Raw genomic sequence first — 24,854 nt, forward strand, 5'->3', positions numbered from 1 at the left:
CCTCGCCCACGGAGTGCCGGGCCCCTGTCGTGCCGGGTGTGTCATTCGGTCGGCGCCCAGTAGTCGAGCAGCGTGGCGACACCGGGCTCCAGTGATTTCCAGGAGCCGGTGAAGGACAGGACCGCGAAGGCGGCGGCCGGGTAGCCGCGGCGGCTCATCCGCTCACGGGCGTCGCCCTCGGCCGCGCCGGCCAGGATGTCGGCGAGTCCCTGGACGCCCGGGTTGTGGCCGACCAGGAGGACGTTCTGCGCGTCGTCGGGGGTTTCGTTGAGCAGGGCGATCAGCTCGCCGGGCGAGGCCTCGTAGATCCGCTCCTCGTAGACGGTTTTCGGTCGCTGCGGAAACTCCTGGACCGCGAGCTTCCAGGTCTCCCGGGTCCGGACCGCGGTGGAGCACAGGGCCAGACCGAAGGCGATGCCGGTATCGGCGAGCTTGCGCCCGGCGACCGCGGCGTCCATGCGACCCCGCTCGGCGAGCGGGCGCTCATGGTCGGAGACCGGGGGCCAGTCGGCTTTCGCATGCCGGAAAAGGACAATCCTGCGGGGTTCTGCGACGCTCATGGGACCCAGCTTCGCATGAAACAGGCCACGGGGCGCAGGGAGTTGACGGCCGCTCCCGGGGTGTTCAGCGGGCCATGAGCTGCTGTGCGCGCTCGACGAGGCGGGTGATCGCGGGCTCCCCCGCGGCCGTGTGGGCGTCGGAGGGGTCCAGGACCAGGGCGAGCAGAGCGACGAAGGCGAGCACGGGCAGGGCGAGGGCCCACCACGGCAGCCTGGTGTCGACGCCCTCCCGGAGGGCCGGGTGGGGCCGGGTGTGCGTGCGCACCGACATGGGAGGCCTCCGTTCTTCGCACCGTCCGTGATCCGCGTCTCGCGGTCACCTCTCGAAAGTACGGATTCCCCGGGCTTCAACCCATCCGGTGATCCACCCACTTGACCCTGAGCCTGGCCCCCTAGGGGATGGGGGGCCAGCACCACCATGGCCGCCCGCCGGAGGGGCGGCGGCGGGGGCCGTCACGGCGCGAGGACGGTCGCGATCACGCCGATGACGATGAAGATGGCGAAGAACGCGCCGAAGACGAGCAGCATCTTCTTCTGGCCGTTCTGCGGATTCGGGTCGAGGACTGGCATACGGCAAGTCTCGCACCCCCCGCCCCCGCGGCGGCCCCCGGGGTCGGAGGGAACGCGCGCCGGCTCCGCCCCGCCGGGCGGGGTCAGCGGGCGGTCGCCTCTTCCTCCACCGTACGGTCGCGGCCCGCCAGGACGCCCACGATCGTCTGCGGGACCATCAGGGCGGCCATCAGCGCGATCGGCAGCTCCCAGCCGCCGCTGTGCTGGTAGAGCACGCCCACCAGGAGCGGCCCCGGGATGGAGATCAGGTAGCCGGTGCTCTGCGCGAAGGCCGACAGCTGGGCCACGCCCGCGCCGGTCCCGGCCCGCATCCCGACCATGGTGAGCGCCAGCGGGAAGGCACAGTTGGCGACGCCCAGCAGCAGCGCCCAGGCCCAGGCGCCGGCGGCCGGTGCGAGGTACAGGCCGGCGTACCCGGCGAGGCCGCTCGCACCCAGCGCGAGCACGATCGGGCCCTGGTGGGGCAGCCGCGCGGCGAGGCGCGGTATGACGAAGGCCAGCGGCACGCCCATCACCATGGTGACCGCGAGCAGCAGTCCGGCCGTGCTCGCGGGCACGCCCGCGTCCCGGAAGATCTGGGGCATCCAGCCCATGGTGATGTAGGCGGCGGTCGCCTGGAGCCCGAAGAAGACGGCCAGCGCCCAGGCGGTACGGCTGCGCGTGATGCGCAGCGCGGGTGCCTCCCCGCGCCCGGGCGCCGCGGGCGCCTCCCCCCGCGCGCGCCCACCGGGTGCCCGCTCGGCCTGCGCCGCTCCCCGTTCCCGCAGGAACGGGATCCACGGCAGCACGGCGGCGGCGGCGAGGGCCGCCCACAGGGCGAGGCCCGACCGCCAGTCACCGCCCACGGCGTCGGTCAGCGGCACGGTCGCCGCGGCCGCCGTGGCGGTGCCCATGGCGAGGGCCATCGAGTACAGGCCGGTCATGGAACCGACCCGGTCGGGGAAGTAGCGCTTGACGATGACCGGCATCAGGACGTTGCTGACGGCGATGCCCATCAGCGCGAGGGCGGTGGCGGCCAGGAAGCCCGCCGTGCCGCCCGCGAACGGACGGATCAGCAGGCCGGCGCCGATGGCCGCCATGCCGGCGCACACCACCGCACCGGGGCCGAAGCGCCGGGCCAGCCGGGGCGCGGTGACGCCGAAGACGGCGAAGCACAGCGGGGGCACCGAGGTGAGCAGCCCGGCCACGCTGCCGCTCATGCCGAGCCCGTCGCGGACCTCCTCGAGCAGCGCGCCCAGGCTGGTGATGGCGGGGCGGAGGTTCAGCGCGGCCAGCACGATGCCGACGACGAGCAGCCGCATGGTCCACGCGCGCGTCGCGGTGCCTCCGGTCTCCGGGGCTCCGGGCGTGGCCGACGTGCCTGCGGTCGTGGACTCGATGGTCCGGGTTTCCTCGCTAGCCATGGGACCCATCATAGAATCATGGGATGATTGGTTGTCCAGGTTGTCCCTGTCGAGGTCGCCGTCCGGCGCCGCTGTCGTGCGAAGGTGGGCCATGCCTTTGAGCCATCCCCGCCGTTCGGCGCTGTCCGAGCAGGTCATCGCCGCACTGCGGGCCCAGATCACCTCGGGCGAGTGGCCGGTCGGCTCGCGCATCCCGACCGAGCCGGAGCTGGTCGAGCAGCTGGGGGTCGCCCGCAACACGGTCCGCGAGGCCGTCCGCGCGCTCGCGCACAACGGGCTGCTGGACATCCGCCAGGGCTCGGGCACGTATGTGGTGGCCACGAGCGAGCTGGCCGGCGTGATGCACCGCCGCTTCGCCGGCGCCGACCCCCGGCACATCGCCGAGCTCCGCTCCACCCTGGAGTCGGCCGCGGCGCGGCTGGCCGCACAGCGGCGCACGGAGAAGGACCTCAAGCAGCTCGACACGCTGCTGCTGCGCCGCGAGGAGGCGTGGGAGACGGGCGAGGCGGAGGCGTTCGTGGCGGCGGACGCGACGTTCCACCTGGCCGTCGTGGCCGCCTCGCACAACGACGTGATGACCGCGATGTACGCGGATCTGAGCGAGGTGCTGCGGGACTGGCTGCGCGAGGACGTGGGCCGGGAGCTGACCCCGGAGACGCACATGGACCACGGGCGGCTGGTGGACGCGATCCGCGCGGGTGACGGGGCGACGGCGGCCGAGGAGGCCGCCGCCTATCCGTTCCTGTGCCGTCCGGGGCGGTTCGGCCCGTCCACCGGTGACCGACGGCCCGCCGGTGAGTGATTCAGTCCGCCCTGCGGTGGCTGACCCACGCCGAGCGGACCTCCTTCCAGCAGCGCCCGGTCAGCTCCACGGTCTCCGCGGGCCCGGCGGCCACCGGGGAACCGTCGCTGTCGAGATCCCACCAGCGGACGCATTCGACGTGCAGGCTGACGTGATCGGTGTCCGGATAGGGGTTGTGGCAGTACGCGGTCACGTGGGAACCGTCGACCCGGATCCGGCAGGCGGCGCCGAACGGATCGCCGGACGGCGTCTCGGCGGGGTGCACGCGCGCGTGCGCCCTCGCCTCGTACGGCAGGGCGAGCACGAAGGCGACGGCGACGGTCGCTGAGGCCAGGCGGGACAAACGCACAAGGGGACCTCCTCGGCCGTGCTGGGGAGGGGATCGCGCGACGGACGCGCTCCTCCACGATGCCCTGCCGACGTCCCGTCCCGCCCGCACTGCTGAGCCGAACGGGTGACGCGCCCGGACCCGCCGAGGGCCCGCGCCCTCCCGGGACGCGGGCCCTCGCGAGGCGCTCGGTCAGGCACCGACCGCGTGCAGACCGCCGTCGACGTGGACGATCTCGCCCGTGGTCTTCGGGAACCAGTCGCTCAGCAGGGCGACGACACCGCGGCCGGCCGGCTCCGGGTCCTTCAGGTCCCACTCCAGCGGGGCGCGGGTGTCCCAGACGGAGGCCAGCTCGCTGAAGCCGGGGATGGACTTGGCGGCCATGGAGCCGAGGGGGCCCGCCGAGATCAGGTTGCAGCGGATGTTCTGCTTGCCCAGGTCGCGGGCCATGTAACGGTTGGTCGCCTCCAGGGCGGCCTTGGCGGGGCCCATCCAGTCGTACTGCGGCCAGGCGTACTGCGCGTCGAAGGTGAGGCCGACGACGGAGCCGCCGTTCTGCATCAGCGGCAGGCAGGCCATGGTCAGCGACTTCAGGGAGAACGCCGAGACGTGCATGGCCGTGGCGACCGACTCGAACGGCGTGTTGAGGAAGTTGCCGCCGAGCGCGTCCTGCGGCGCGAAGCCGATGGAGTGCACGACGCCGTCGAGACCGCCGAGCTCCTCGCCGACGAGGTCGGCCAGGCGGCCGAGGTGCTCGTCGTTGGTGACGTCGAGCTCGATGACCTTGGCGGGCTTGGGCAGCTTCTTGGCGATGCGCTCGGTCAGGGTGGGGCGCGGGAACGCGGTCAGGATGACCTCGGCGCCCTGCTCCTGGGCCAGCTTCGCGGTGTGGAAGGCGATGGAGGCCTCCGTCAGCACACCGGTGATCAGGACGCGCTTGCCCTCGAGAATTCCGCTCATGGTGATCAGTGACCCATTCCCAGTCCGCCGTCAACGGGGATGACGGCTCCAGTGATGTACGAGGCGTCGTCCGAGGCGAGGAACCGCACCGCCGCGGCGATCTCCTCCGGCTGCGCGTACCGGCCGAGCGGCACCTGCGACACGATGTTCGCGCGCTGCTCGTCGGTGAGCGCCTTGGTCATGTCGGTGTCGACGAAGCCGGGCGCGACGACGTTGAAGGTGATGTTGCGCGAGCCCAGCTCACGGGCGAGGGAGCGCGCGAAGCCGACCAGGGCGGCCTTGGAGGCGGCGTAGTTCGCCTGCCCCGCGGAGCCGAGCAGCCCGACCACCGAGGAGATCAGCACGACACGGCCCTTCTTGGCGCGCAGCATGCCGCGGTTGGCGCGCTTGACGACCCGGAAGGCGCCGGTGAGGTTGGTGTCGACGACCGAGGTGAAGTCCTCCTCGGACATGCGCATCAGGAGCTGGTCCTTGGTGACGCCGGCGTTGGCCACGAGGACCTCGACGGGGCCGTGCGCCTCCTCGATCTCCTTGTAGGCCTGCTCCACCTGCTCGGTGTCGGTGATGTCGCACTTGACGGCGAGGAAGCCGGCCGGCGGCTCTCCCGAGCGGTAGGTGACGGCGACCTTGTCGCCGGCGTCGGCGAACGCGCGGGCGATGGCGAGGCCGATGCCCCGGTTTCCTCCGGTGACGAGAACCGAGCGGCTCAACGGATCACCCTTTCGATAGCGGTTTCGTTCTCCGCCCGAACACCCGGACGACAGGCGACGATGACAGGCGGCTACTCCGAAAACCTATCGGTCCGGGTCCGCCGGAGGACATTCGGGCACCGACAGTGGCCGACGGGCCGCTCTGTCGGATCCCTACAGTCACGCGCCCGCCGGCACCGCCGGTCCCCGGGGCTCCCGGGGACCGGGAACGCCGGTGTGCGGATTTTCCGGAGAGCGCGGGCTGTGCGGCATGATTCACTGCCCGTGACGGTCACCCCGGCACGCACCCCGAAGGGAAACCACACCGTGCCCCATGAAGTCGATCAGTCGTTCCTGGCACTGCCGCTGAGGGCCCTCGCCGACGCCGCGCTGGCACGCGCGCGTGCGCTCGGGGCGGAGCACGCGGACTTCCGCCTGGAGCGGGTGCGCAGTGCGTCCTGGCGGTTCCGGGACGCCAAGCCGGCCGGGTCGTCGGACACCACCGACCTCGGGTACGCGGTGCGCGTGGTGCACGGCGGGACGTGGGGGTTCGCGTCCGGTGTGGACCTGACCCTCGACGCCGCCGCCAGGGTCGCCTCGCAGGCCGTGGCGATGGCGAAGCTGTCCGCCCAGGTGATCCGGGCGGCCGGGTCGGACGAGAGGGTGGAGCTGGCCGACGAGCCGGTGCACGCCGACCGGACCTGGGTGTCGTCGTACGAGATCGATCCGTTCACCGTGCCCGACGAGGAGAAGGCCGGGCTGCTGGCCGAGTGGAGCGCGCGACTGCTGGCGGCGGACGGGGTGGACCATGTCGACGCCTCGCTGCTCACCGTGCACGAGAACAAGTTCTACGCCGACACCGCCGGGACCGTGACCACGCAGCAGCGGGTGCGGCTGCACCCGGTGTTCACGGCCGTGTCGGTGGACGGGTCGAGCGGCGAGTTCGACTCCATGCGGACCCTCGCACCGCCCGTCGGCCGTGGCTGGGAGTACCTGCGGGGCACCGGCTGGGACTGGGACGACGAGCTGGGGCGGATCCCGGAGCTGCTCGCCGAGAAGATGCGGGCGCCGAGCGTGGAGCCGGGACTGTACGACCTGGTCGTCGACCCGTCCAACCTGTGGCTGACCATCCACGAGTCCATCGGGCACGCCACCGAGCTGGACCGCGCGCTCGGCTACGAGGCGGCCTACGCCGGGACCTCGTTCGCCACCTTCGACCTGCTCGGGAAGCTGCGCTACGGCTCGGAGCTGATGAACGTCACCGGCGACCGCACCGCCGAGCACGGCCTGGCGACCGTCGGCTACGACGACGAGGGGGTCGAGGCGCAGTCCTGGGACCTGGTGAAGGACGGCGTCCTGGTCGGCTACCAGCTGGACCGCCGGATCGCGAAGCTCACCGGGTTCGAGCGGTCCAACGGGTGCGCCTACGCGGACTCCCCCGGACACGTGCCCGTGCAGCGCATGGCCAACGTGTCGCTGCGGCCGGATCCCGCGGGGATGTCGACGGAGGATCTGATCGGGGGCGTGGACCGGGGCATCTACGTCGTCGGTGACCGGTCGTGGAGCATCGACATGCAGCGCTACAACTTCCAGTTCACCGGGCAGCGCTTCTACCGGATCGAGAACGGGCGGCTCGCGGGGCAGCTGCGGGACGTCGCCTACCAGGCGACCACCACCGACTTCTGGGGCTCCATGGCCGCCGTCGGCGGTCCGCAGACGTACGTCCTGGGCGGTGCCTTCAACTGCGGCAAGGCCCAGCCGGGGCAGGTGGCGGCGGTCTCGCACGGCTGTCCGTCCGCCCTGTTCAAGGGAGTCAACATTCTGAACACCACGCAGGAGGCGGGTCGATGAGCGCGCGTATCACCAAGCCGCACGAGATCGTCGAGCGCGCTCTGGAGCTGTCCCGGGCCGACGGCTGTGTCGTGATCGCCGACGAGCACTCGACCGCCAACCTGCGCTGGGCGGGCAACGCGCTGACCACGAACGGCGTCACGCGCGGGCGCACGCTCACCGTCATCGCCACGGTGGACGGCGCTCGGGGCACCGCCTCCGGGGTCGTGTCCCGGTCCGCGGTGACCGCGGACGAGCTGGAGCCGCTGGTGCGGGCCGCCGAGGCCGCCGCGCGGGGCGCCGGACCGGCCGAGGACGCTCAGCCGCTGGTCACGGGGGTCACCGGGTCCCCCGGGTTCACCGAGGCGCCCGCGGAGACCTCGTCCGCCGTGTTCGCCGACTTCGCGCCGGCGCTCGGCGAGGCGTTCGCACGCGCGCGTGCGGGCGGGCGGGAGCTGTACGGCTTCGCCAACCACGAGCTGGTCTCCAGCTACCTGGGGACGTCGACGGGACTGCGGCTGCGACACGACCAGCCGAACGGGACGCTGGAGCTGAACGCCAAGTCGCCGGACCGTACGCGCTCGGCGTGGGCGGGCCGGGCCACGCGGGACTTCAAGGACGTGGACCCGGCGGCGCTCGACGCCGAGCTGGCCGTACGGCTGGGCTGGGCCGAGCGGCGCCTGGAGCTGCCCGCGGGCCGGTACGAGACGCTGCTGCCGCCGACCGCCGTGGCGGACCTGCTGATCTACCAGATGTGGTCGGCCTCGGGCCGGGACGCGGCCGAGGGCCGCACGGTGTTCTCCAAGCCGGGCGGCGGCACCCGGATCGGCGAGAGGCTGACCGAGCTGCCGCTGAGCCTGCGCAGCGATCCGAACGAGCCGGGTCTGGAGTCGGCGCCCTTCGTGATCGCGCACTCCTCCGGCGGCGACCAGTCGGTGTTCGACAACGGGCTGCCGCTGACGGCCACGGAGTGGATCCGCGAGGGCGAGCTGACGCACCTGACCACCAGCCGGCACAGCGCGGGCCTGACCGGGCTGCCCGTGGCACCGGGGATCGACAACCTGGTCCTCGACGGCGGCTCGGACCGCTCCCTGGAGGAGATGGTCGCGGCGACCGGGCGCGGGCTGCTGCTGACCTGCCTGTGGTACATCCGCGAGGTCGACCCGGCGACGCTGCTGCTGACCGGTCTCACCCGGGACGGCGTCTACCTCGTCGAGAACGGCGAGGTGACCGGCGAGGTCAACAACTTCCGGTTCAACGAGTCGCCGGTGGACCTGCTGGGCCGGGCCTCCGAGGCGGGGCGTACGGAGAAGACGCTGCCCCGGGAGTGGGGGGACTGGTTCACCAGGGCGGCGATGCCTGCGCTGCGGGTCCCCGATTTCAACATGAGCTCCGTCAGCCAGGGCGTATAACCTCGTAGGCGTTCGCAGTCGGCTGTCACCCGACCGGCCGAAGATCATCAAGGAGACACGAGAACCGTGACGGACATCGTCGACGAGCTGAAGTGGCGCGGGCTGTTCGCCCAGTCCACTGACGAGGACGCTTTGCGCAAGGCGCTCGCGGACGGTCCCGTCACGTTCTATTGCGGCTTCGACCCGACCGCGCCGTCGCTGCACGTGGGGCACCTGGTGCAGGTGCTCACCCTGCGCCGGCTCCAGCAGGCCGGTCACCGGCCGCTGGCGCTGGTCGGCGGCGCCACGGGCCAGATCGGCGACCCCCGCCCGACCGCGGAGCGCACGCTGAACCCGCCGGAGACCGTCGCCGGCTGGGTCGAGCGGCTGCGCCGCCAGATCGAGCCGTTCCTGTCCTTCGAGGGCGAGAACGCGGCCACGATGGTCAACAACCTCGACTGGACGCAGAACCTCTCCGCCATCGAGTTCCTGCGGGACATCGGCAAGCACTTCCGCGTCAACAAGATGCTGACCAAGGACTCCGTCGCCCGGCGCCTGGAGTCCTCCGAGGGCATCAGCTACACGGAGTTCAGCTACCAGCTGCTGCAGGCCATGGACTTCCTCCAGCTGTACCGGAGGTACGGCTGCACGATGCAGCAGGGCGGCAGCGACCAGTGGGGCAACCTCACGGCGGGGCTGGACCTGCTCCACCGGCTGGAGCCGGACGCCACCGTCCACGCCTACGCGACGCCGCTGATGACGAAGGCGGACGGCACCAAGTTCGGCAAGACCGAGGGCGGCGCCGTCTGGCTCGACCCGGAGATGACGACGCCGTACGCGTTCTACCAGTTCTGGCTGAACACGGACGACCGGGACATCTCGCGCTACATGCGCATCCTGTCCTTCCGGTCCCGTGCGGAGCTGGAGGAGCTGGAGCGGCAGACGGAGGAGCGGCCGCAGGCCCGGGCCGCGCAGCGCGCCCTGGCGGAGGAGCTGACGACGCTGGTGCACGGCGCCGACCAGACGGCCGCCGTGATCGCCGCGTCCAAGGCCCTCTTCGGCCAGGGCGAGCTGGCGGACCTGGACGACCGGACGCTGGCGGCGGCCCTCTCCGAGGTGCCGCACATCCGGGTGTCCGAGCTCGGCCCGGTCGTCGACCTGTTCGCCGAGGTCGGTCTGGTGGCGAGCAAGTCGGCCGCGCGGCGCACGGTGAAGGAGGGCGGTGCCTACGTGAACAACGCCAAGGTCACCGCCGAGGACGCCGTGCCCGTGACGGAGGACCTGCTGCACGGGCGCTGGCTGGTGCTGCGCCGGGGCAAGAAGAACCTGGCGGCGGTGGAGGTCACGGCCGGCTGAGACCGGCGCGGGCGGACGGCCTCGGTCCGCGGGCCCGCGAGGGGCGGTTTCCGGTGGGTGACGGAGGCCGCCCCCTCGTCGTGCGCCCGCCGCCCGGTGCGTGGTCGCCGTACCGCGAGGCGGTCAGACCCGCTGCCGCCCTCTGCGCTGCATCGCGTTGTACAGCATGTCGACGAAGAAGACGATGACGATCGCCGCCACCACCTGGAAGACGTGCCGGCTCCAGTCGATGCCGCGCGTCTCGTCCACGCCGAAGCCCCGCGCCACGGCGTTGCCCGCGATGGCACCGAGGATGCCGCAGATGGTGCTCAGCCACAGAGGGATGTGCTGTTTGCCCGGGATCACCGCCTTGGCGATCAGGCCGAGCACGAATCCCACGATGATCGCCCACAACCAGCCCATGGCTGCCTCCTCGTACGACGTGACGTGAGCATTACGGCCAGTGTCGGCCGAGCGGCGGTACGCCGCATGTCGGGTGGTGCCGTACGCGCTGCGGCGCAGGCCGGGCGGACGGGTACGGGACGACCCGGCCTCGTGGCCCGCGCGCACGCGGCGTACCGTGGACCTGTCCGGGCCCGGTGTCCCCGACCGGCCACGGGACGGTCAGGGCCGGGAAGAGTCCGATGCGGGCGGATGGTGGAATGTGATGCGGAAGCAGCATGGCGGCGGCAGCGTCCAGGTGTTCCGGATCACCGGCGCCCGGGCGGGCCTCCAGGAGGACGTGCGCGGGCGGCAGCGCCGCTACGTGATCTCGATGGCCGTCCGTACGATCTCGGTCATCCTCGCGGCGACGCTCTGGAACGTGGAACGGCATGTGGCGATCGTGGCGCTGGTTCTGGGAGCGGTGCTGCCGTACATCGCGGTGGTGATCGCCAACGCGGGACGCGAGAACGCGCCGTCGCTGCCGTCGACCTTCGTGACGACGCCGATGAAGCCGATGATCGCACCCCCGCGGCCGCATGACGGTGACGCGGAACCGGGCGCGGAGGACGTGGCGTCCGGGCCCGCACCGGGCGCACGAACGGAGCGGCCCGAGCGGTCGTGAGGGCCGGGCGGGAGGACCGGGCGTGACGGGAAACGGCGCCGGGCGAAAGACACTTCCCCGCCAAGCTCAAGAAAAGCTCAGATCAATCATGTTGTTCCGGTGCCGGGGGCGGGGTGACCCGTGACATACTTCGTACGCGCTCCGCATCCCCCGTCGGAGCGACGGACCGACGCCGGGCAGCTCCCCCCGTGGCTGCTCGGCGTCGCCTTTTCCCCGTGTTCTCCCCGTGCCCGCACACCGGGGCGACCGGGTTAGGGTCGGCGGTGTGATGGTCCCTGATCCCGAGACGCCGATCTGTTCCGCCAAGGGCTGCCGCTCCGCCGCCGTGTGGGTGCTCGCCTGGAACAACCCGAAGATCCACACGCCGGAGCGCCGCAAGACGTGGCTGGCGTGCGAGGAACACCGCGAGCACCTGTCGCAGTTCCTCGGGGTGCGCGGGTTCCTCAAGGACGTCGTGCGGTTCGAGGACTGGCGGGCGCCCGAGGGGGCGTAGTCCCTCAGCCGCCGATCGCGGACATGGGCCGGTCGGGCTGAACGAAGTCCGGGTCGTCCAGGCCCGCGCCCGCCTTCTTGCCCCACATGGCCAGCTTCCAGACCCGGGCGATCTCCTCGTCGGGGGCGCCGGAGCGCAGGGCGGCGCGCAGGTCCGTCTCCTCGGTCGCGAACAGGCAGGTGCGGATCTGTCCGTCGGCCGTGAGGCGGGTGCGGTCGCAGGCCCGGCAGAAGGGGCGGGTGACGGAGGCGATGACGCCGACGCGGTGGGGGCCGCCGTCGACCAGCCAGCGCTCGGCCGGTGCCGAGCCGCGCGCGTCGTCGCCCTCGGCGGTCAGCTCGAAGCGGGTGCGCAGGGAGGCGAGGATGTCACCCGCGGTGATCATGCCGTCGCGCTTCCAGCCGTGCTGGGCGTCCAGGGGCATCTGCTCGATGAAGCGCAGCTCGTAGTCGTGTTCCACGGCCCAGGCCAGCAGGTCGGGGGCCTCGTCGTCGTTGAGCCCCGGCATCAGGACCGAGTTGACCTTCACCGGGGTCAGTCCGGCCTCGCGGGCGGCGGACAGGCCGTCGAGGACGTCCTGGTGGCGGTTGCGGCGGGTGAGGGCTTTGAAGACGTCCGGGCGCAGGGTGTCGAGGGAGACGTTGACCCGATCCAGGCCCGCCTCCTTCAGGGCGGGCGCGGTGCGCTTCAGACCGATGCCGTTGGTGGTCAGCGACATCTGCGGGCGGGGTTCGAGGGCGGCGACGCGCTCGACGATGCCGACCAGGCCGGGACGGAGCAGGGGCTCGCCGCCGGTGAAGCGGACCTCCTCGATGCCGAGGGAGGTGACGGCGATGCCGATGAGGCGCACGATCTCGTCGTCCGTGAGCAGGTCCGGCTTGGCCAGCCACTGCAGGCCCTCCTCGGGCATGCAGTAGGTGCACCGCAGGTTGCACCGGTCGGTCAGCGAGACCCTCAGGTCGGTGGCCACTCGGCCGTAGGTGTCGATGAGCACGCGGGCCCCCTCCCTCGACGCGGATCACTCCTGTCCGATGTCTGCGAGCCTACGTGACGCCACCGACAACCCACAGCGATCCGATGCGACGAGATGCCGGACGGCCGCGTCGTAGGGACCTACAGGGGTCCCTGCGACGCGGCCGTCCGGGGCGGGTGGATCAGTGGGCGCCGGTGCCGGTCAGGGACCGGACCTCCAGCTCCGCGTACTTCTTGGCGTCGGGCTCCTCCTTGGACAGGACGGTGCCGAGCCAGCCCATCAGGAAGCCGAACGGGATGGAGATGATGCCCGGGTTCTTCAGCGGGAACCAGGCGAAGTCGACGTCCGGGAACATCGCCTTGGGGTCACCGGAGACCACGGGCGAGAACAGCACCAGGCCGACGGCGACGATGAGACCGCCGTAGATCGACCACAGCGCGCCCTGGGTGGTGAAGCGCTTCCAGAACAGGCTGTAGAGGATGGTCGGCAGGTTGGCGGACGCGGCGACCGCGAAGGCGAGGGCGACCAGGCCGGCCACGTTGAGGTCGCGGGCGAGGGCGCCGAGGGCGATGGAGACGACGCCGATGAAGACGGTCGCCCAGCGGGCCGCCCGCATCTCCTCCTTCTCGGTGGCCTTCCCCTTGCGGATGACGTTGGCGTAGATGTCGTGCGCGAAGGAGGACGACGAGGCGAGGGTGAGTCCGGCGACCACGGCGAGGATCGTCGCGAAGGCGACCGCCGAGATGGTGGCGAGCAGGATCGCGCCCCAGGCGGAGTCGACGCCGCCCAGATGCAGGGCGAGCAGCGGGGCGGCCGTGTTGCCGGACGGGTTGGACGCGATGATCTCGTCCTGGGAGATCAGCGCGGCGGCTCCGAAGCCGAGCGCGATGGTCATCAGGTAGAAGCCGCCGATGATGCCGATGGCCCAGTTCACGGACTTACGGGCGGCCTTGGCGTTGGGCACCGTGTAGAAGCGGATGAGGATGTGCGGCAGGCCGGCGGTGCCGAGCACCAGGGCGATGCCGAGGGAGATGAAGTCCAGCTTGGAGGTGCCGGTCGCGCCGTACTGGAGGCCGGGCTCCAGGAAGGCCGCGCCCTTGCCGCTGTTCTCGGCGGCCTCGCCCAGCAGGTCGGAGATGTTGAAGTTGAACTTCAGCAGCACCAGGAAGGTGATCAGGAGGGTGCCGCCGATGAGCAGCACGGCCTTGACCATCTGGACCCAGGTGGTGCCCTTCATGCCGCCGATGGAGACGTACACGATCATCAGGATGCCGACGAGGGCGACGATGAGGATCTTGCCGGCGTCGGAGGTGATGCCGAGCAGCAGCGAGACGAGGACGCCCGCACCCGCCATCTGGGCCAGCAGGTAGAAGATCGACACGACGATGGTGGAGGTGCCGGCCGCGGTGCGCACGGGGCGCTGGCGCATGCGGTAGGCGAGGACGTCGCCCATGGTGTAGCGGCCGGAGTTGCGCAGTGGCTCGGCGACCAGGAGCAGCGCCACGAGCCAGGCGACCAGGAAGCCGATGGAGTAGAGGAAGCCGTCGTAGCCGAAGAGGGCGATGGCGCCCGCGATGCCGAGGAAGGAAGCGGCCGACATGTAGTCGCCGGAGACCGCCAGTCCGTTCTGGAAGGCGCTGAACTGGCGCCCGCCCGCGTAGAAGTCGGCGGCGTCCTTGGTCTGGCGGCCGGCCCAGACGGTGATGCCGAGGGTCGCGACGACGAACAGCGCGAACAGCGTGATGATGAGCCCGCGGTGCTCGCTGGCCTCGTTCGCGGCGAGCTGGACATGGGTGATCGCGGGGCTCATGCGCCGCCCTCCATACGGGTCTTGATGGCCTCGGCCTTGGGGTCGAGCTTGGCGGCGGCGTGCCGGGAGTACCACCAGGCGATGAGGAAGGTGGTGACGAACTGCAGGACGCCGAAGACGAAGGCGACGTTGATGTTGCCGAACAGCTTGTTGCCCATGAAGTCGCCCGCGTAGTTGGAGAGCAGGACGTACAGCAGGTACCAGGCGATGAAGGCGACGGTCAGCGGGAAGGCGAAGGAGCGGTAGGAGCGGCGCAGTTCACCGAACTCAGCGCTCTCCTGCACCTCGGTGAACTCCTCGGGAGTGGGGAGTTTGTGTTGCTCTGTCGAGGGGGGCGGTGCTTCGGCGGCCACGGAGTCTCCTCGCGTAGTGGTGCGGTCGGACGGGGACGGAAGCCGAGTGTCCTCGCGCTTCCTGCACAAGGTCACGGCGCCACGCGAGGACCGGTTCAACCGTGTCCGCTTCTTTCCGCGGGACGTCGCGCGGCACGCCGCCGGGGACGTCGTACGGGACACCGCGCGGGACCTCTGTGGGACATCCGGGGCCTCCTCTGTGAAGTCCTTCCGGGAAAACGTTGCTGGCCAGCAACATCGCGGGATAGCTTCACCCTGCACTACCCGTCATGTACCTGCCCGAGCACCACCTGTGCCTCGGGCCGGTTTTGTTTCCGGATGATGTGGAGATCCCATGGCTCATCTGCGTTCCAGACGCCGGCTCGCCCTCGCCGTGCCCGTCGTGCTGTCCCTGACCGCCTCGCTCGGCTTCCTGCCGGCGGCGGCCTCGGCGGCCCCGCAGACGGCGCCGGCGGCCGAGCGGGCGACGGACGCGCCCACCCTGGCGTATGTCGTCAACACCAAGGTGGACCGCCGCACGATCGCGTCGGTGGAGAAGGCGATCGCCGCGGCCGGCGGAACCGTCGTGGTCACGTACGACAGGATCGGCGTGATCGTCGTGCACTCGGCGAACCCGGACTTCGGCAAGGAGATGCGCGAGGTGCGCGGCGTCCAGTCCGCCGGCGCCACCCGCACCGCGCCGCTGACCCGCGCCGGCACGACGGACGAGGGCGCCGCCGACTACGTGACGGCCGCCGAGGCCGCGCGGACGAAGGCCGCCTCCGCCGGGACCCCCGGCAGCGAGCCGCTCGAGGCCGACCAGTGGGACCTGCGGGCGATCGGCGCCGACAGGGCCGCGAAGATCAACCCGGGCAGCAGCAAGGTGACCGTCGCCGTGATCGACACCGGCGTCGACGACACCCACCCGGACCTCGCCCCGAACTTCTCCGCGTCCCAGTCGGCGAACTGCGTGGGCGGCAAGGCCGACACGAGCGAGGGCGCCTGGCGTCCGTACACCGCCGACGACTACCACGGCACGCACGTCGCCGGTGAGATCGCCGCGGCCCGCAACGGCATCGGTGTCGCGGGCGTCGCCCCCGGCGTCAAGGTCTCCGGCATCAAGGTGAGCGACCCGGACAACGGCCTCTTCTACCCGGAGAACGTCGTCTGCGCCTTCGTGTTCGCCGCCGACCACGGCGTCGAGATCACGAACAACAGCTACTACGTGGACCCGTGGCTGTACAACTGCATGGACGACCCCGACCAGAAGGCGATCGTCGACGCGGTCAACCGCGCCCAGCTGTACGCCCAGCGCAAGGGCACCCTGCACCTGGCCTCGGCCGGCAACTCCAACCACGACCTGGCCTCCGACGCGATCGTCGACGACTCCAGCCCGGACGACTCCACGCCGGTGACGCGGACCATCGACCCGAGCGAGTGCCTCGACGTGCCGACCCAGCTGCCGGGCATCGTCACGGTCAGCGCGACGGGCGTCCACAACCTCAAGTCGTACTACTCCACGTACGGCAAGGGCGTCGTCGACGTCGCGGCGCCGGGCGGCGACCGCCGCTACCAGCTGCCGGACACGCCGTCGAAGGACGGGCGCATCCTGTCCACCATGCCGAACGGCGCGTACGCCTTCCTGCAGGGCACCTCGATGGCCTCGCCGCACGCCGCCGGTGTGGCCGCGCTGCTGAAGTCCAAGCACCCGTGGGCGTCCCCGGCCCAGTTGCAGGCGCTGCTGAAGGCGCAGGCGGACAACCCGGGCTGCCCGGAGTCCTACGACCAGGACGGTGACGGCACGCAGGACGCGACGTGCGAGGGCGGCAGCCGGGTCAACGGCTTCTACGGCTTCGGCATCGTCAACGCGCTGCGCGCCGTCAAGTGAGCCCCGGAGCACCGCGCTTCGGCCCCGTCCGCCCGCATTCGTGAACGAACTGGAGACCCCATGACTGCGTCTCACCCGCGTCACCGCCGCGCGCTCGTGATCCCGGCCGGGATGGCCGTGGCCACGGCGCTCGCGTTCCTGCCGAACACCGCGGCCACGGCCGCGCCGGCCGCCGACGAGGCGGCCGTGACCTCCGCCGAGGCGACCCCGCTCAGCTACGTCGTCAACGTCCGTGGCGGTCACGGCACGTCGGCGCACGTGAAGAAGGCGATCGGCAGGGCCGGCGGCACCATCGTGACGTCGTACGACAAGATCGGCGTCATCGTCGTCCACTCCTCGAACCCCGACTTCGCGAAGACCGTCCGGAAGGTGCGCGGGGTGCAGTCGGCCGGCGCCACCCGCACCGCGCCGCTGCCGTCGGCGGCCACGGCCGACATGGGCACCCCGAAGGTGCTCAGCGCGGCGGAGGTCGCCGAGGCCGAGGCCGCCGAGGGGCAGGACCCGCTCCAGCCGCTGCAGTGGGACCTGCCCGCCATCAAGGCGGACCGGGCGCACGAGAAGTCGCTGGGCAGCCCGGAGGTCACCGTCGCCGTCATCGACACCGGCGTCGACGACACCCACCCCGACATCGCGCCCAACTTCGACCGGGCCGCGTCGGTCAACTGCGTGTCGGGCAAGCCGGACACGAGCGAGGGCGCCTGGCGGCCCGGCCCGTCGGAGAGCGCGCACGGCACGCATGTCGCCGGTGAGATCGCCGCCGCCAAGAACGGCGTCGGCATGACCGGTGTGGCGCCCGGCGTGAAGGTCTCGGGCATCAAGGTGTCCAACCCGGACGGCTTCTTCTACACGGAGGCCGTGGTGTGCGGCTTCGTGTGGGCGGCCGAGCACGGGGTCGACGTCACCAACAACAGCTATTACACCGACCCCTGGTACTTCAACTGCACGAACGACCCGGACCAGAAGGCGCTCGTCGAGGCCGTCACCCGGGCCTCGCGGTACGCGGAGCGCAAGGGCGCGGTCAACGTGGCCGCGGCCGGCAACGAGAACTACGACCTCGCGGCCGACGAGATCACCGACCCGGTCTCCCCGAACGACTCCACCCCGTCGGACCGGGTCGTCGACCCGTCCGAGTGCTACGACATACCGACCCAGCTGCCGGGTGTCGTGACGGTCGCGGCGACCGGCGCGAAGGGGCTGAAGTCGTCCTTCTCCAACTACGGCCGGGGTGTCGTCGACATCGCCGCGCCCGGCGGCGACTCGACGGCGTACCAGAAGCCGGAGGCCCCCGCCACCAGCGGCCTGATCCTGGGCACGCTGCCCGGCGGCAAGTGGGGCTACATGGCGGGTACGTCGATGGCGTCCCCGCACGTCGCGGGCGTCGCCGCGCTGATCAAGTCGACGCACCCGCACGCCTCGCCGGCGCTGGTGAAGGCCCTGCTGTACGCGCAGGCCGACGCCACCGCGTGCGCGGACCCGTACGACATCAACGGCGACGGCAAGGCCGACGCGGTGTGCGAGGGCCCGAAGAACCGCAACGGTTTCTACGGCTGGGGCATGACCGACGCGCTGGACGCGGTGACGCGGTGACGCGGTGACTCTCGGGCAGGGCCCGTGAGAGCGGTGGGCCGGGCGTCTCGCCCGGCCCTTCCGCTGTCCGGGCCCCGTGACCGGCCGCCCCTCCTGTTGATTCGGTCAATACCGCATAGTGCAGTCATGACCGATATCGCTTCCGCCTGGTCCGCGCTGGGCGGCGATCCCGCCCTCCTCGCGCGCGTGTCGACCGTCGAACGGTCCGGTGTGCTTCGGGCGCGCCTCCCGGTACGGGAGGCGGCGCGCGCCTGTGTGGGCGTGTGCGCGCTGGCCGCCGCGGAACTGGCGGCGCGGCGGGCCGGACTCGCCGGCGCACCGGCGGTGCGGGTGGACGACGGGGCGGTGGCCACGGCGTTCGTCAGCGAGCGGCACCTGCGGGTCGGTGGGCGGGCGCCGGTCGCCTTCGCGCCGCTGTCGCGGTTCTGGCGTACGGCCGACGGGTGGGTGCGCACGCACGCCAACTACCCGCACCACCGGGCCCGGTTGCTCACCGCGCTGGGCGTGCCGGACCATCCGGAGGCGGTGGCGGCGGCGCTCGCCGAGTGGTCGGCGCGGGAGGCCGAGGAGGCCGTGTACGCGGCCGGGGGCCTCACCGTCGCCCTGCGGACGCCCGGGGAGTGGGCGGCGCACGAACAGGGCGCGGCGGTGGGGAAACTCCCTCTGGTGGAGCGGGAGCGGCTGGATTCCGCCCGCACGCGGGTGTGCACGCGCGCGGGCCGGGATCCGCTGCTGCCCGCCGCCGGGCTGCGGGTGCTGGACCTCACCCGGGTCGTCGCGGGACCGGTCGCCACGCGCACGCTCGCCCTGCTCGGCGCGGACGTGCTGCGCGTGGACGCCCCGTGGCTGCCCGAACTCCCCGACCAGCACGCCGACACGGGCTTCGGGAAGCGGTCGGCGCGGCTGGACCTGGCGACCGGCCGGGACACCTTCGAGGAGTTGCTCGCGACGGCGGACGTGGTGGTCACCGGGTACCGTCCGGGCGCGCTGGACCGCTTCGGGCTGACCCCCGAGGCGCTGGCCGAGCGCCGGCCCGGCGTGGTGGTGGCCCAGCTGTCGGCGTGGGGTGCCCGCGGGCCGTGGGGCGACCGGCGCGGCTTCGACAGCCTGGTCCAGGTGGCCACGGGGATCGCGGCGACCGAGGGTTCGGCCGGGCGGCCGGGCGCGCTGCCGGCCCAGGCGCTCGACCACGGCACGGGGTACCTGCTGGCGGCGGGGGTGCTGCGGGCGCTCACCGAGCAGATGGACGAGGGCGGCAGCAGGGTCGTACGGGTGGCACTGGCGCGGACCGCGGGATGGCTGCTCGAAGGAGCCGCGGGCGTGCGCACGGGGATTGACGGGGCTTCGGACGGAGGGGTGTCCGAGGTGTCCGCCGACGCCTGGCTCGCGCGGCGGGACAGCCCTCTGGGGACGCTGCGGTACGCGTCGTCCCCGGTGTCGTTCGCCGGCGGTCCGGACGACTGGGCACGGCCGCCCGGGCCGTGGGGAGCCGATCCGGCACGCTGGGAGTGACGAGCGGGCCGGTGCGACGGGCCGGACGGCGCGAAGCGGTCCGTCGGCACGGCATGCCGCACCGTCACTTCCACCCCGGACTTGCCCGGTTCTGTGAGCGCTTGTGAAGATCCTGGGGTGACTCTGACAAACCCCAGGTCCGGGGCGACCGGTGCGCACAGAGGCGCCAGGCGTCCCGGCGCCGGCCGGGCCGTCGCCGTGATCGTGCTGGTGGCACTGGCCGCGCTGATACCGCTCCTCGGCCCGTCCCCCGCGCTGCACGGCACCGGGGAGGCCGACGCGCCCGGCACCGGCGGCATAGCCCTGCTGCGTACGGTGCTGTTCGCGGCGCTGTCCGTACCCGTCGGCGAGCTGTTCGTCAACCGGCTGGTCCGTTCCGTGCCCGGCGCTCCCGCGGCCGCGCCCCGCAGCTGGTCCGTCGCGGCGGGCGCCGTCGGCTTCGTGGCCGCCCTCGGGCTCGCCTCCGTGGTGGCCACCGGCAACCTGGTTCCCGACAGCCTGGCCGACATCGACGTCGGCGGCCTGTACGCGACCCGGGACGGCAAGCTCGCCCTCCTGGAGGTCAACGCGTTCCTCGCGGCGGCCCTGTGCGCCGCGTCCGCCCGTCCGGGCACCCAGGTCTGGCCGCTGGCCGCGGTGATCGCCGCGGAGGCCCTGCGCGCGCATCCGACGACCGAGTACAGCCCGCTCGTCGGCTCCGGGCTGACGCTGGTGCACCTGATCTGCTCGTCGCTGTGGGTGGGCGGTCTGCTGCACGCGCTGCGCACCCTGCGGCTGTGGCGGGGAGCGGAGGCGGGCGGCGCGCTGCTGGGGCGCTACGCGCGCGTGGCGGCCGTCCTGCTCGTCGCCATCACCGCGACGGGGGTGTGCAGTTCGCTGCGCAGGATGCCGCCGGAGACGATCCTGGAGCAGCTGACGGACACGGCGTACGGGCGCGTCCTGCTCGCCAAGGTGGTCCTGATGGCCGGTGTCGCCGCCCTCGCCCTGTGGGCCCGCGTCCGGCTGGCCCGCGCGTCCGATCCGCTGACCGCCGCCACCCCCGCGCGGGCGGAGGTGTACCTACTGGGCGTGGTGGTCGCCGTGTCGGGCCTGCTGACCGCTCTGCCGGTACCGATCCGCTGGTGAGGGGGGGGGGCCGGGCCGGCCGGCCTCCGGCCCCCCTTCCCGGACGGGCGGGCCGCGCGCGGCAACCTGACGGGCAGCACTGTCAGTCGTGGCCCGTATCCTCGTGAACCATGCTCGAAGACCTCACGACCGCAGCGCCCTCCCCCACCGCGTGGCCGGCCGCGTACCCGCAGGGATACGCGGTCGTCGACGTGGAGACCACGGGGCTGGCCCGCGACGACCGCATCATCTCCGCGGCCGTCTACCGGCTGGACGCGCGCGGCGAGGTCGAGGACCACTGGTACACGGTGGTCAACCCGGAGCGGGATCCGGGCCCGGTGTGGATCCACGGCCTGACGAGCGAGGCGCTGGAGGGGGCGCCCCTCTTCCGGGACATCGCCGGGGAGTTCGCGACCCGGCTGGAGGGCCGGGTGCTCGTCGCGCACAACGCCGTCTTCGACTGGCAGATGATCGCCCGGGAGTACGCCCGCGCCCGGAGCGAGGCGCCGGTCAAGCAGCGGCTGTGCACCATCGCCCTTTCGAAGGAGCTGGGGCTTCCGCTGCCCAACCACAAGCTGGAGTCGCTCGCCGCGCACTTCGGTGTCGTCCAGCGGCGGGCGCACCACGCGCTGGACGACGCGCGCGTGCTGGCGGAGGCGTTCCGGCCCAGCCTGCGGGCCGCGGCGGCGAGCGGTGTGCGGCTGCCGTTGCACGAGTGCCGGCCGCTGACGGAGTGGACGGACCGGCCCCGCACCGCGCAGCAGGCGGGGCCCGGCGGGTACCGGTCGGCCGGCTGGCGCCCGTCCCGCAAGAGGCCCGCCTGCCCCTACCCCAACCCGGGCCGATACGAACCGGGCAAACGACTCAAACAGGGCATGCGGGTGGCCTTCTCCGGTGACACCTCCGTCGAACGGGAACTGCTGGAGGACCGCGCGACCGAGGCCGGGCTGCACATCGCCACCAGCCTGTCCCGGCTCACCAGCCTCCTCGTCACCAACGACCCGGACTCGGGCACCTCCAAGGTGGTCAAGGCCCGGCAGTACGGCACGCCGATCGTCGACGAGGCCGCGTTCGGCCAGCTGCTCGGGGACGTCGAACCCGCTTCGGACGGCTGACCGACGCGGAGACGGGGGATCCGGGCACACGGGAGGGCCGGACCGTACGGACGGGTGATTGCCGGGCGACTCGCCCGCCGCCCGCTCGCCCGCGCCGGGCCGACGGCTCACCCTGTGGCGCATGGCGACATGTGAAGTCTGCGGCAACAGCTACGGAATGACCTTCGAGGTACACGCGCAGGGCGCGGTGCACGTCTTCGACTGCTTCTCCTGTGCGATCCACCGCATGGCCCCGATCTGCGAGCACTGCCGGGTGCAGATCATCGGCCAGGGCGTCGAGGCCGACGGCCACTGGTACTGCGGCGCCCACTGCGCCCGCGCCGAGGGGAAGACGGGGATCGTCGACCGGGTGTGAAGGACGCACCCGCCTCCATGGACCCCACGACCGAGTTGTACGGTCGTGGGGTGTACCGCTTCCTGTTGTCCCGCCAGTGGGTGATCCTCACCCTCGTGGCGCTCGTGCTCATCCCGACGATGATCGAGCTGGGCTTCTGGCAGCTGCACCGCCACGAGCGCCGCGTCGCGCTGAACCGGGTGATCGCCGACTCCCTGGCCGCGGAGCCGGTGCCGGCCGAGTCCCTGACCTCGCCCGGGGCGAAGGTCGACGACGACGACCGGTACCGCAGGGTGACGGCGAAGGGCCGCTTCGCCCCCGACGACGAGGTCGTCGTGCGCCGCCGCACCAACGCGGACGACAGGGTCGGCTACCACGTCCTGACCCCCTTCGTGCTCGACGACGGCAGGGTCCTCATGGTCAACCGGGGCTGGGTCCCCTCCGACGAGCGGAGCCAGAGCACGTTCCCGGAGATCCCCGCGCCGCCGGAGGGCGAGATCACCGTCACCGGGCGGCTGCTGCCGGACCAGACGACCGAGGACAGCGGCATCAAGAACCTCGAGGAGCTGCCCGACCGGCAGGTCATGCTGATCAACAGCGGGCAGGCGGCCGAGCGCCTCGGCAAGCAGGTCCTCGGCGGTTACATCGAGTTGACCGAGCCCGCGCCGGCCGGGGACACGCCCGAGCTGATCCCCGCCCCCGACCACGAGGGCATCGGCAACCACATGGCGTACGCCGTCCAGTGGTGGCTGTTCGCCGCGGGCGTCCCCGTCGGCTGGGTGATCCTGGTCCGCCGCGAGGCCCGGGAGCGCGCGGAGGCGGCCGCCGGGAAGGCCGGCGCCGAGGAGTCGGAACCGGCGGCGGTCTAGGACCCGCCCGGCGCGCGGACTCGCCGCCGGCCCGGTCGGCGGCGGCGCGGTCGGCGGCGGTTCCGCCACTCGCCCGCCTCCGCCCTGATTGCCGCGCCGCACGGCCGGGAACCCGCACACCGTGCACCGTATCGAGGACTACGCGCTCATCGGCGACGAACAGACCGCTGCCCTGGTGGGCGCGGACGGCTCGGTCGACTGGCTCTGCCTGCCCCGCTTCGACTCGGCGGCCTGCTTCGCCCGGCTGCTCGGTGACGAGGACAACGGCCACTGGCGCATCGCCCCCGTCGGCGCGGACCGGTGCGCCCGCCGCGCCTACCGGCCCGACACCCTGATCCTGGACACCGACTGGGAGACCCCGGACGGGGCGGTGCGGGTCACCGACCTGATGCCCCAGCGCGACCGCGCGCCCGACCTGGTGCGCATCGTGCAGGGCCTGCGCGGCGAGGTGACCGTGCGCAGCACGCTCCGGCTGCGCTTCGACTACGGCTCGGTCGTGCCCTGGGTGCGCCGGGAGGACGGCCACCGGGTGGCGGTGGCCGGGCCGGACTCGATGTGGCTGCGCAGTGTGCCGGAGGTGCACACCTGGGGCGAGGACCACGGCACGCTCTCGGAGTTCACGGTGCGAGAGGGCGAACGGGTCGCGTTCGTGCTCACCTGGCACCCGTCCCACGAGCCGCGGCCGCCGCTGATCGACCCGTACTCCTCGCTGCGGCACAGCACCACGGACTGGCGCGCCTGGGTGGCCCGTTGCCGTTACGACGGCCCGTACCGGGACGCGGTCGTCCGGTCGTTGATCACCCTCAAGGCGCTCACCTACGCCCCCACCGGCGGCATCGTCGCCGCGCCCACCACCTCGCTGCCGGAGGAGCCGGGCGGCGTGCGCAACTGGGACTACCGCTTCTGCTGGCTGCGGGACTCCACGCTCACCCTGAACGCGCTGCTGGCGGCCGGCTACCAGGAGGAGGCGGAGGCCTGGCGCAACTGGCTGCTGCGCGCGGTCGCGGGCGACCCCGCGGATCTGCAGATCATGTACGGCCTGGCGGGCGAACGGCGGCTGCCCGAGTTCGAGCTGCCGTGGCTGTCCGGCTTCGACGGCGCCACGCCCGTACGAGTCGGCAACGCCGCCGTGGACCAGCTCCAGCTCGACGTGTACGGCGAGGTCATGGACTCCCTGGCGCTGGCCCGGCGTTCGGGGCTGTCCCCGCAGCCGGACGTGTGGGCGCTGCAGAGGGTCCTGATGGACTACCTGCGCACGGCGTGGCGGCAGCCGGACGAGGGACTGTGGGAGGTGCGCGGCGGCCGGCGCCACTTCGTGCACTCCAAGGTGATGGTGTGGGTGGCGGCCGACCGTGCCGTGCGCACGCTCCAGGAGCACCCCGACTTCGACGGCGACCTCGACGGCTGGCGGGCGCTGCGCGACGAGGTGCACCGGGAGGTGTGCGAGAAGGGCTACGACCCCGAGCGGAACACCTTCACGCAGTTCTACGGCTCGCGCGAACTCGACGCCGCCCTGCTGCTGATCCCCCGGGTGGGTTTCCTGCCGCCCGGCGATCCGCGGGTGCTCGGCACGATCGACGCGGTCCGCGCGGAACTCGGGCAGGACGGTTTCCTGCACCGCTACTCCACCGACCGGGCGGCCGTCGACGGGCTGCCCGGAGGGGAGGGCACGTTCCTGGTGTGCTCGTTCTGGCTCGCGGACGCCCTGCACATGACGGGCCGGACGAAGGAGGCGCGCGAGCTGTTCGAGCGGTTGCTGGGGCTCGCCAACGACGTGGGTCTGCTGGCGGAGGAGTACGACCCGGTGGGCGGGCGGCTGCTGGGCAACTTCCCGCAGGCGTTCAGCCACATCGGCCTGGTGCACACCGCCCTCGCCCTGTTCGGGAGCGAGGAGGCAGGATAG

Annotated in this window: 25 protein-coding genes; 14 read left to right on the top strand and 11 right to left on the bottom strand. The window is 72.3% G+C overall.

The window, feature by feature from the left end; translation table 11 throughout:
* Positions 1 to 41 precede the first annotated feature (41 nt).
* The 4 genes from RIM90_RS07810 to RIM90_RS07825 all read right to left on the bottom strand — a co-directional run bounded on the left by RIM90_RS07810 (position 42) and on the right by RIM90_RS07825 (position 2,545).
* Complete coding sequence (locus tag RIM90_RS07810; protein ID WP_309059846.1) at positions 42 to 560, bottom strand: histidine phosphatase family protein; 519 nt, start codon at positions 558 to 560, stop codon at positions 42 to 44.
* 64 nt (positions 561 to 624) lie between these two features.
* Positions 625 to 831, bottom strand: coding sequence for a hypothetical protein (locus RIM90_RS07815; protein WP_309059847.1), 207 nt, complete (start codon positions 829 to 831; stop codon positions 625 to 627).
* 182 nt (positions 832 to 1,013) lie between these two features.
* Positions 1,014 to 1,130 (bottom strand): SGM_5486 family transporter-associated protein, encoded by a 117-nt coding sequence (locus tag RIM90_RS07820; protein WP_006132620.1) that lies wholly within the window; start codon positions 1,128 to 1,130, stop codon positions 1,014 to 1,016.
* Positions 1,131 to 1,213: 83 nt separating this feature from the next.
* Entirely contained in the window at positions 1,214 to 2,545 is a 1,332-nt protein-coding gene (locus RIM90_RS07825) for an MFS transporter (RefSeq protein WP_309059848.1), read from the bottom strand.
* A 79-nt stretch (positions 2,546 to 2,624) separates the two neighbouring features.
* Here RIM90_RS07825 and RIM90_RS07830 point away from each other — a divergent pair, with 79 nt between their 5' ends.
* On the top strand, positions 2,625 to 3,335 hold the full coding sequence (locus tag RIM90_RS07830; RefSeq protein WP_309059849.1) for a FadR/GntR family transcriptional regulator: 711 nt from the start codon (positions 2,625 to 2,627) through the stop codon (positions 3,333 to 3,335).
* A 1-nt stretch (position 3,336) separates the two neighbouring features.
* Here RIM90_RS07830 and RIM90_RS07835 read toward each other — a convergent pair whose 3' ends face one another.
* The 3 genes from RIM90_RS07835 to fabG all read right to left on the bottom strand — a co-directional run bounded on the left by RIM90_RS07835 (position 3,337) and on the right by fabG (position 5,333).
* A complete protein-coding gene (locus RIM90_RS07835) occupies positions 3,337 to 3,684 on the bottom strand; it encodes a hypothetical protein (RefSeq protein ID WP_309059850.1) in 348 nt (115 codons plus the stop codon).
* Between the two features lie 171 nt (positions 3,685 to 3,855).
* Positions 3,856 to 4,623 carry an enoyl-ACP reductase FabI gene (gene fabI / locus RIM90_RS07840; protein WP_309059851.1) on the bottom strand — a complete coding sequence of 256 codons (768 nt, stop codon included), beginning with the start codon at positions 4,621 to 4,623 and terminating at the stop codon, positions 3,856 to 3,858.
* 5 nt (positions 4,624 to 4,628) lie between these two features.
* Positions 4,629 to 5,333, bottom strand: coding sequence for a 3-oxoacyl-[acyl-carrier-protein] reductase (fabG, locus tag RIM90_RS07845; RefSeq protein WP_309059852.1), 705 nt, complete (start codon positions 5,331 to 5,333; stop codon positions 4,629 to 4,631).
* 306 nt (positions 5,334 to 5,639) lie between these two features.
* Here fabG and RIM90_RS07850 point away from each other — a divergent pair, with 306 nt between their 5' ends.
* The 3 genes from RIM90_RS07850 (at position 5,640) to tyrS (ending at position 9,889) form a co-directional block, all read left to right on the top strand.
* A complete protein-coding gene (locus RIM90_RS07850) occupies positions 5,640 to 7,163 on the top strand; it encodes a TldD/PmbA family protein (RefSeq protein WP_309059853.1) in 1,524 nt (507 codons plus the stop codon).
* Positions 7,160 to 8,554: a metallopeptidase TldD-related protein gene (locus RIM90_RS07855; protein WP_309059854.1), complete on the top strand. Its 1,395-nt coding sequence runs from the start codon at positions 7,160 to 7,162 to the stop codon at positions 8,552 to 8,554. Before RIM90_RS07850 ends, RIM90_RS07855 begins: the two co-directional genes overlap by 4 nt.
* Positions 8,555 to 8,620: 66 nt before the next feature.
* The gene (tyrS, locus tag RIM90_RS07860; protein ID WP_309059855.1) at positions 8,621 to 9,889 is read left to right on the top strand and encodes a tyrosine--tRNA ligase; all 1,269 of its coding nucleotides are present in this window, start codon (positions 8,621 to 8,623) and stop codon (positions 9,887 to 9,889) included.
* Positions 9,890 to 10,012: 123 nt separating this feature from the next.
* Here the strand turns inward: tyrS and RIM90_RS07865 are convergent, their stop codons facing one another.
* The gene (locus RIM90_RS07865) at positions 10,013 to 10,291 is read right to left on the bottom strand and encodes a GlsB/YeaQ/YmgE family stress response membrane protein (RefSeq protein ID WP_309059856.1); all 279 of its coding nucleotides are present in this window, start codon (positions 10,289 to 10,291) and stop codon (positions 10,013 to 10,015) included.
* 244 nt (positions 10,292 to 10,535) lie between these two features.
* On the opposite strand from RIM90_RS07865, the gene RIM90_RS07870 reads away from it, so the two are divergent.
* A complete protein-coding gene (locus RIM90_RS07870) occupies positions 10,536 to 10,934 on the top strand; it encodes a DUF3099 domain-containing protein (protein WP_309059857.1) in 399 nt (132 codons plus the stop codon).
* 268 nt (positions 10,935 to 11,202) lie between these two features.
* Positions 11,203 to 11,427, top strand: a complete 225-nt coding sequence (locus tag RIM90_RS07875; RefSeq protein ID WP_309059858.1) for a hypothetical protein — start codon at positions 11,203 to 11,205, stop codon at positions 11,425 to 11,427.
* Between the two features lie 4 nt (positions 11,428 to 11,431).
* Here RIM90_RS07875 and moaA read toward each other — a convergent pair whose 3' ends face one another.
* The 3 genes from moaA to RIM90_RS07890 form a co-directional block, all read right to left on the bottom strand.
* Positions 11,432 to 12,421, bottom strand: a complete 990-nt coding sequence (moaA, locus tag RIM90_RS07880) for a GTP 3',8-cyclase MoaA (RefSeq protein WP_309059859.1) — start codon at positions 12,419 to 12,421, stop codon at positions 11,432 to 11,434.
* Positions 12,422 to 12,581: 160 nt separating this feature from the next.
* Positions 12,582 to 14,210, bottom strand: a complete 1,629-nt coding sequence (locus tag RIM90_RS07885; RefSeq protein WP_309059860.1) for a cation acetate symporter — start codon at positions 14,208 to 14,210, stop codon at positions 12,582 to 12,584.
* Positions 14,207 to 14,563 (bottom strand): DUF485 domain-containing protein, encoded by a 357-nt coding sequence (locus RIM90_RS07890; protein ID WP_309059861.1) that lies wholly within the window; start codon positions 14,561 to 14,563, stop codon positions 14,207 to 14,209. The genes RIM90_RS07885 and RIM90_RS07890 overlap by 4 nt, the downstream gene beginning before the upstream one ends.
* A 334-nt stretch (positions 14,564 to 14,897) precedes the next feature.
* On the opposite strand from RIM90_RS07890, the gene RIM90_RS07895 reads away from it, so the two are divergent.
* The 8 genes from RIM90_RS07895 (at position 14,898) to RIM90_RS07930 (ending at position 24,854) form a co-directional block, all read left to right on the top strand.
* Complete coding sequence (locus RIM90_RS07895) at positions 14,898 to 16,430, top strand: S8 family serine peptidase (RefSeq protein WP_309059862.1); 1,533 nt, start codon at positions 14,898 to 14,900, stop codon at positions 16,428 to 16,430.
* Positions 16,431 to 16,490: 60 nt separating this feature from the next.
* The gene (locus tag RIM90_RS07900) at positions 16,491 to 18,017 is read left to right on the top strand and encodes a S8 family serine peptidase (RefSeq protein ID WP_309059863.1); all 1,527 of its coding nucleotides are present in this window, start codon (positions 16,491 to 16,493) and stop codon (positions 18,015 to 18,017) included.
* Positions 18,018 to 18,143: 126 nt separating this feature from the next.
* A complete protein-coding gene (locus tag RIM90_RS07905; protein WP_309059864.1) occupies positions 18,144 to 19,529 on the top strand; it encodes a CoA transferase in 1,386 nt (461 codons plus the stop codon).
* A 117-nt stretch (positions 19,530 to 19,646) separates the two neighbouring features.
* Complete coding sequence (locus tag RIM90_RS07910; protein ID WP_309059865.1) at positions 19,647 to 20,654, top strand: CopD family protein; 1,008 nt, start codon at positions 19,647 to 19,649, stop codon at positions 20,652 to 20,654.
* Positions 20,655 to 20,764: 110 nt separating this feature from the next.
* On the top strand, positions 20,765 to 21,748 hold the full coding sequence (locus RIM90_RS07915; RefSeq protein ID WP_309059866.1) for a DEDDh family exonuclease: 984 nt from the start codon (positions 20,765 to 20,767) through the stop codon (positions 21,746 to 21,748).
* 121 nt (positions 21,749 to 21,869) lie between these two features.
* Complete coding sequence (locus RIM90_RS07920; RefSeq protein WP_309059867.1) at positions 21,870 to 22,103, top strand: hypothetical protein; 234 nt, start codon at positions 21,870 to 21,872, stop codon at positions 22,101 to 22,103.
* A 50-nt stretch (positions 22,104 to 22,153) separates the two neighbouring features.
* On the top strand, positions 22,154 to 22,951 hold the full coding sequence (locus RIM90_RS07925) for an SURF1 family protein (RefSeq protein ID WP_309059879.1): 798 nt from the start codon (positions 22,154 to 22,156) through the stop codon (positions 22,949 to 22,951).
* Positions 22,952 to 23,072: 121 nt separating this feature from the next.
* Positions 23,073 to 24,854, top strand: coding sequence for a glycoside hydrolase family 15 protein (locus RIM90_RS07930; protein ID WP_309059868.1), 1,782 nt, complete (start codon positions 23,073 to 23,075; stop codon positions 24,852 to 24,854).

Source organism: Streptomyces sp. (genome assembly GCF_031181555.1).
Classification (GTDB): Bacteria; Actinomycetota; Actinomycetes; order Streptomycetales; family Streptomycetaceae; genus Streptomyces; species Streptomyces fimbriatus.

Coding starts and splice junctions, on each gene's coding strand:
- RIM90_RS07810 (WP_309059846.1), bottom strand. CDS start 560: ATGAGCGTCGCAGAACCCCGCAGGATTGTCCTTTTCCGGCATGCGAAA.
- RIM90_RS07815 (WP_309059847.1), bottom strand. CDS start 831: ATGTCGGTGCGCACGCACACCCGGCCCCACCCGGCCCTCCGGGAGGGC.
- RIM90_RS07820 (WP_006132620.1), bottom strand. CDS start 1,130: ATGCCAGTCCTCGACCCGAATCCGCAGAACGGCCAGAAGAAGATGCTG.
- RIM90_RS07825 (WP_309059848.1), bottom strand. CDS start 2,545: ATGATGGGTCCCATGGCTAGCGAGGAAACCCGGACCATCGAGTCCACG.
- RIM90_RS07830 (WP_309059849.1), top strand. CDS start 2,625: ATGCCTTTGAGCCATCCCCGCCGTTCGGCGCTGTCCGAGCAGGTCATC.
- fabI (WP_309059851.1), bottom strand. CDS start 4,623: ATGAGCGGAATTCTCGAGGGCAAGCGCGTCCTGATCACCGGTGTGCTG.
- RIM90_RS07855 (WP_309059854.1), top strand. CDS start 7,160: ATGAGCGCGCGTATCACCAAGCCGCACGAGATCGTCGAGCGCGCTCTG.
- RIM90_RS07865 (WP_309059856.1), bottom strand. CDS start 10,291: ATGGGCTGGTTGTGGGCGATCATCGTGGGATTCGTGCTCGGCCTGATC.
- RIM90_RS07870 (WP_309059857.1), top strand. CDS start 10,536: ATGCGGAAGCAGCATGGCGGCGGCAGCGTCCAGGTGTTCCGGATCACC.
- RIM90_RS07875 (WP_309059858.1), top strand. CDS start 11,203: ATGGTCCCTGATCCCGAGACGCCGATCTGTTCCGCCAAGGGCTGCCGC.
- RIM90_RS07885 (WP_309059860.1), bottom strand. CDS start 14,210: ATGAGCCCCGCGATCACCCATGTCCAGCTCGCCGCGAACGAGGCCAGC.
- RIM90_RS07895 (WP_309059862.1), top strand. CDS start 14,898: ATGGCTCATCTGCGTTCCAGACGCCGGCTCGCCCTCGCCGTGCCCGTC.
- RIM90_RS07900 (WP_309059863.1), top strand. CDS start 16,491: ATGACTGCGTCTCACCCGCGTCACCGCCGCGCGCTCGTGATCCCGGCC.
- RIM90_RS07905 (WP_309059864.1), top strand. CDS start 18,144: ATGACCGATATCGCTTCCGCCTGGTCCGCGCTGGGCGGCGATCCCGCC.
- RIM90_RS07915 (WP_309059866.1), top strand. CDS start 20,765: ATGCTCGAAGACCTCACGACCGCAGCGCCCTCCCCCACCGCGTGGCCG.
- RIM90_RS07920 (WP_309059867.1), top strand. CDS start 21,870: ATGGCGACATGTGAAGTCTGCGGCAACAGCTACGGAATGACCTTCGAG.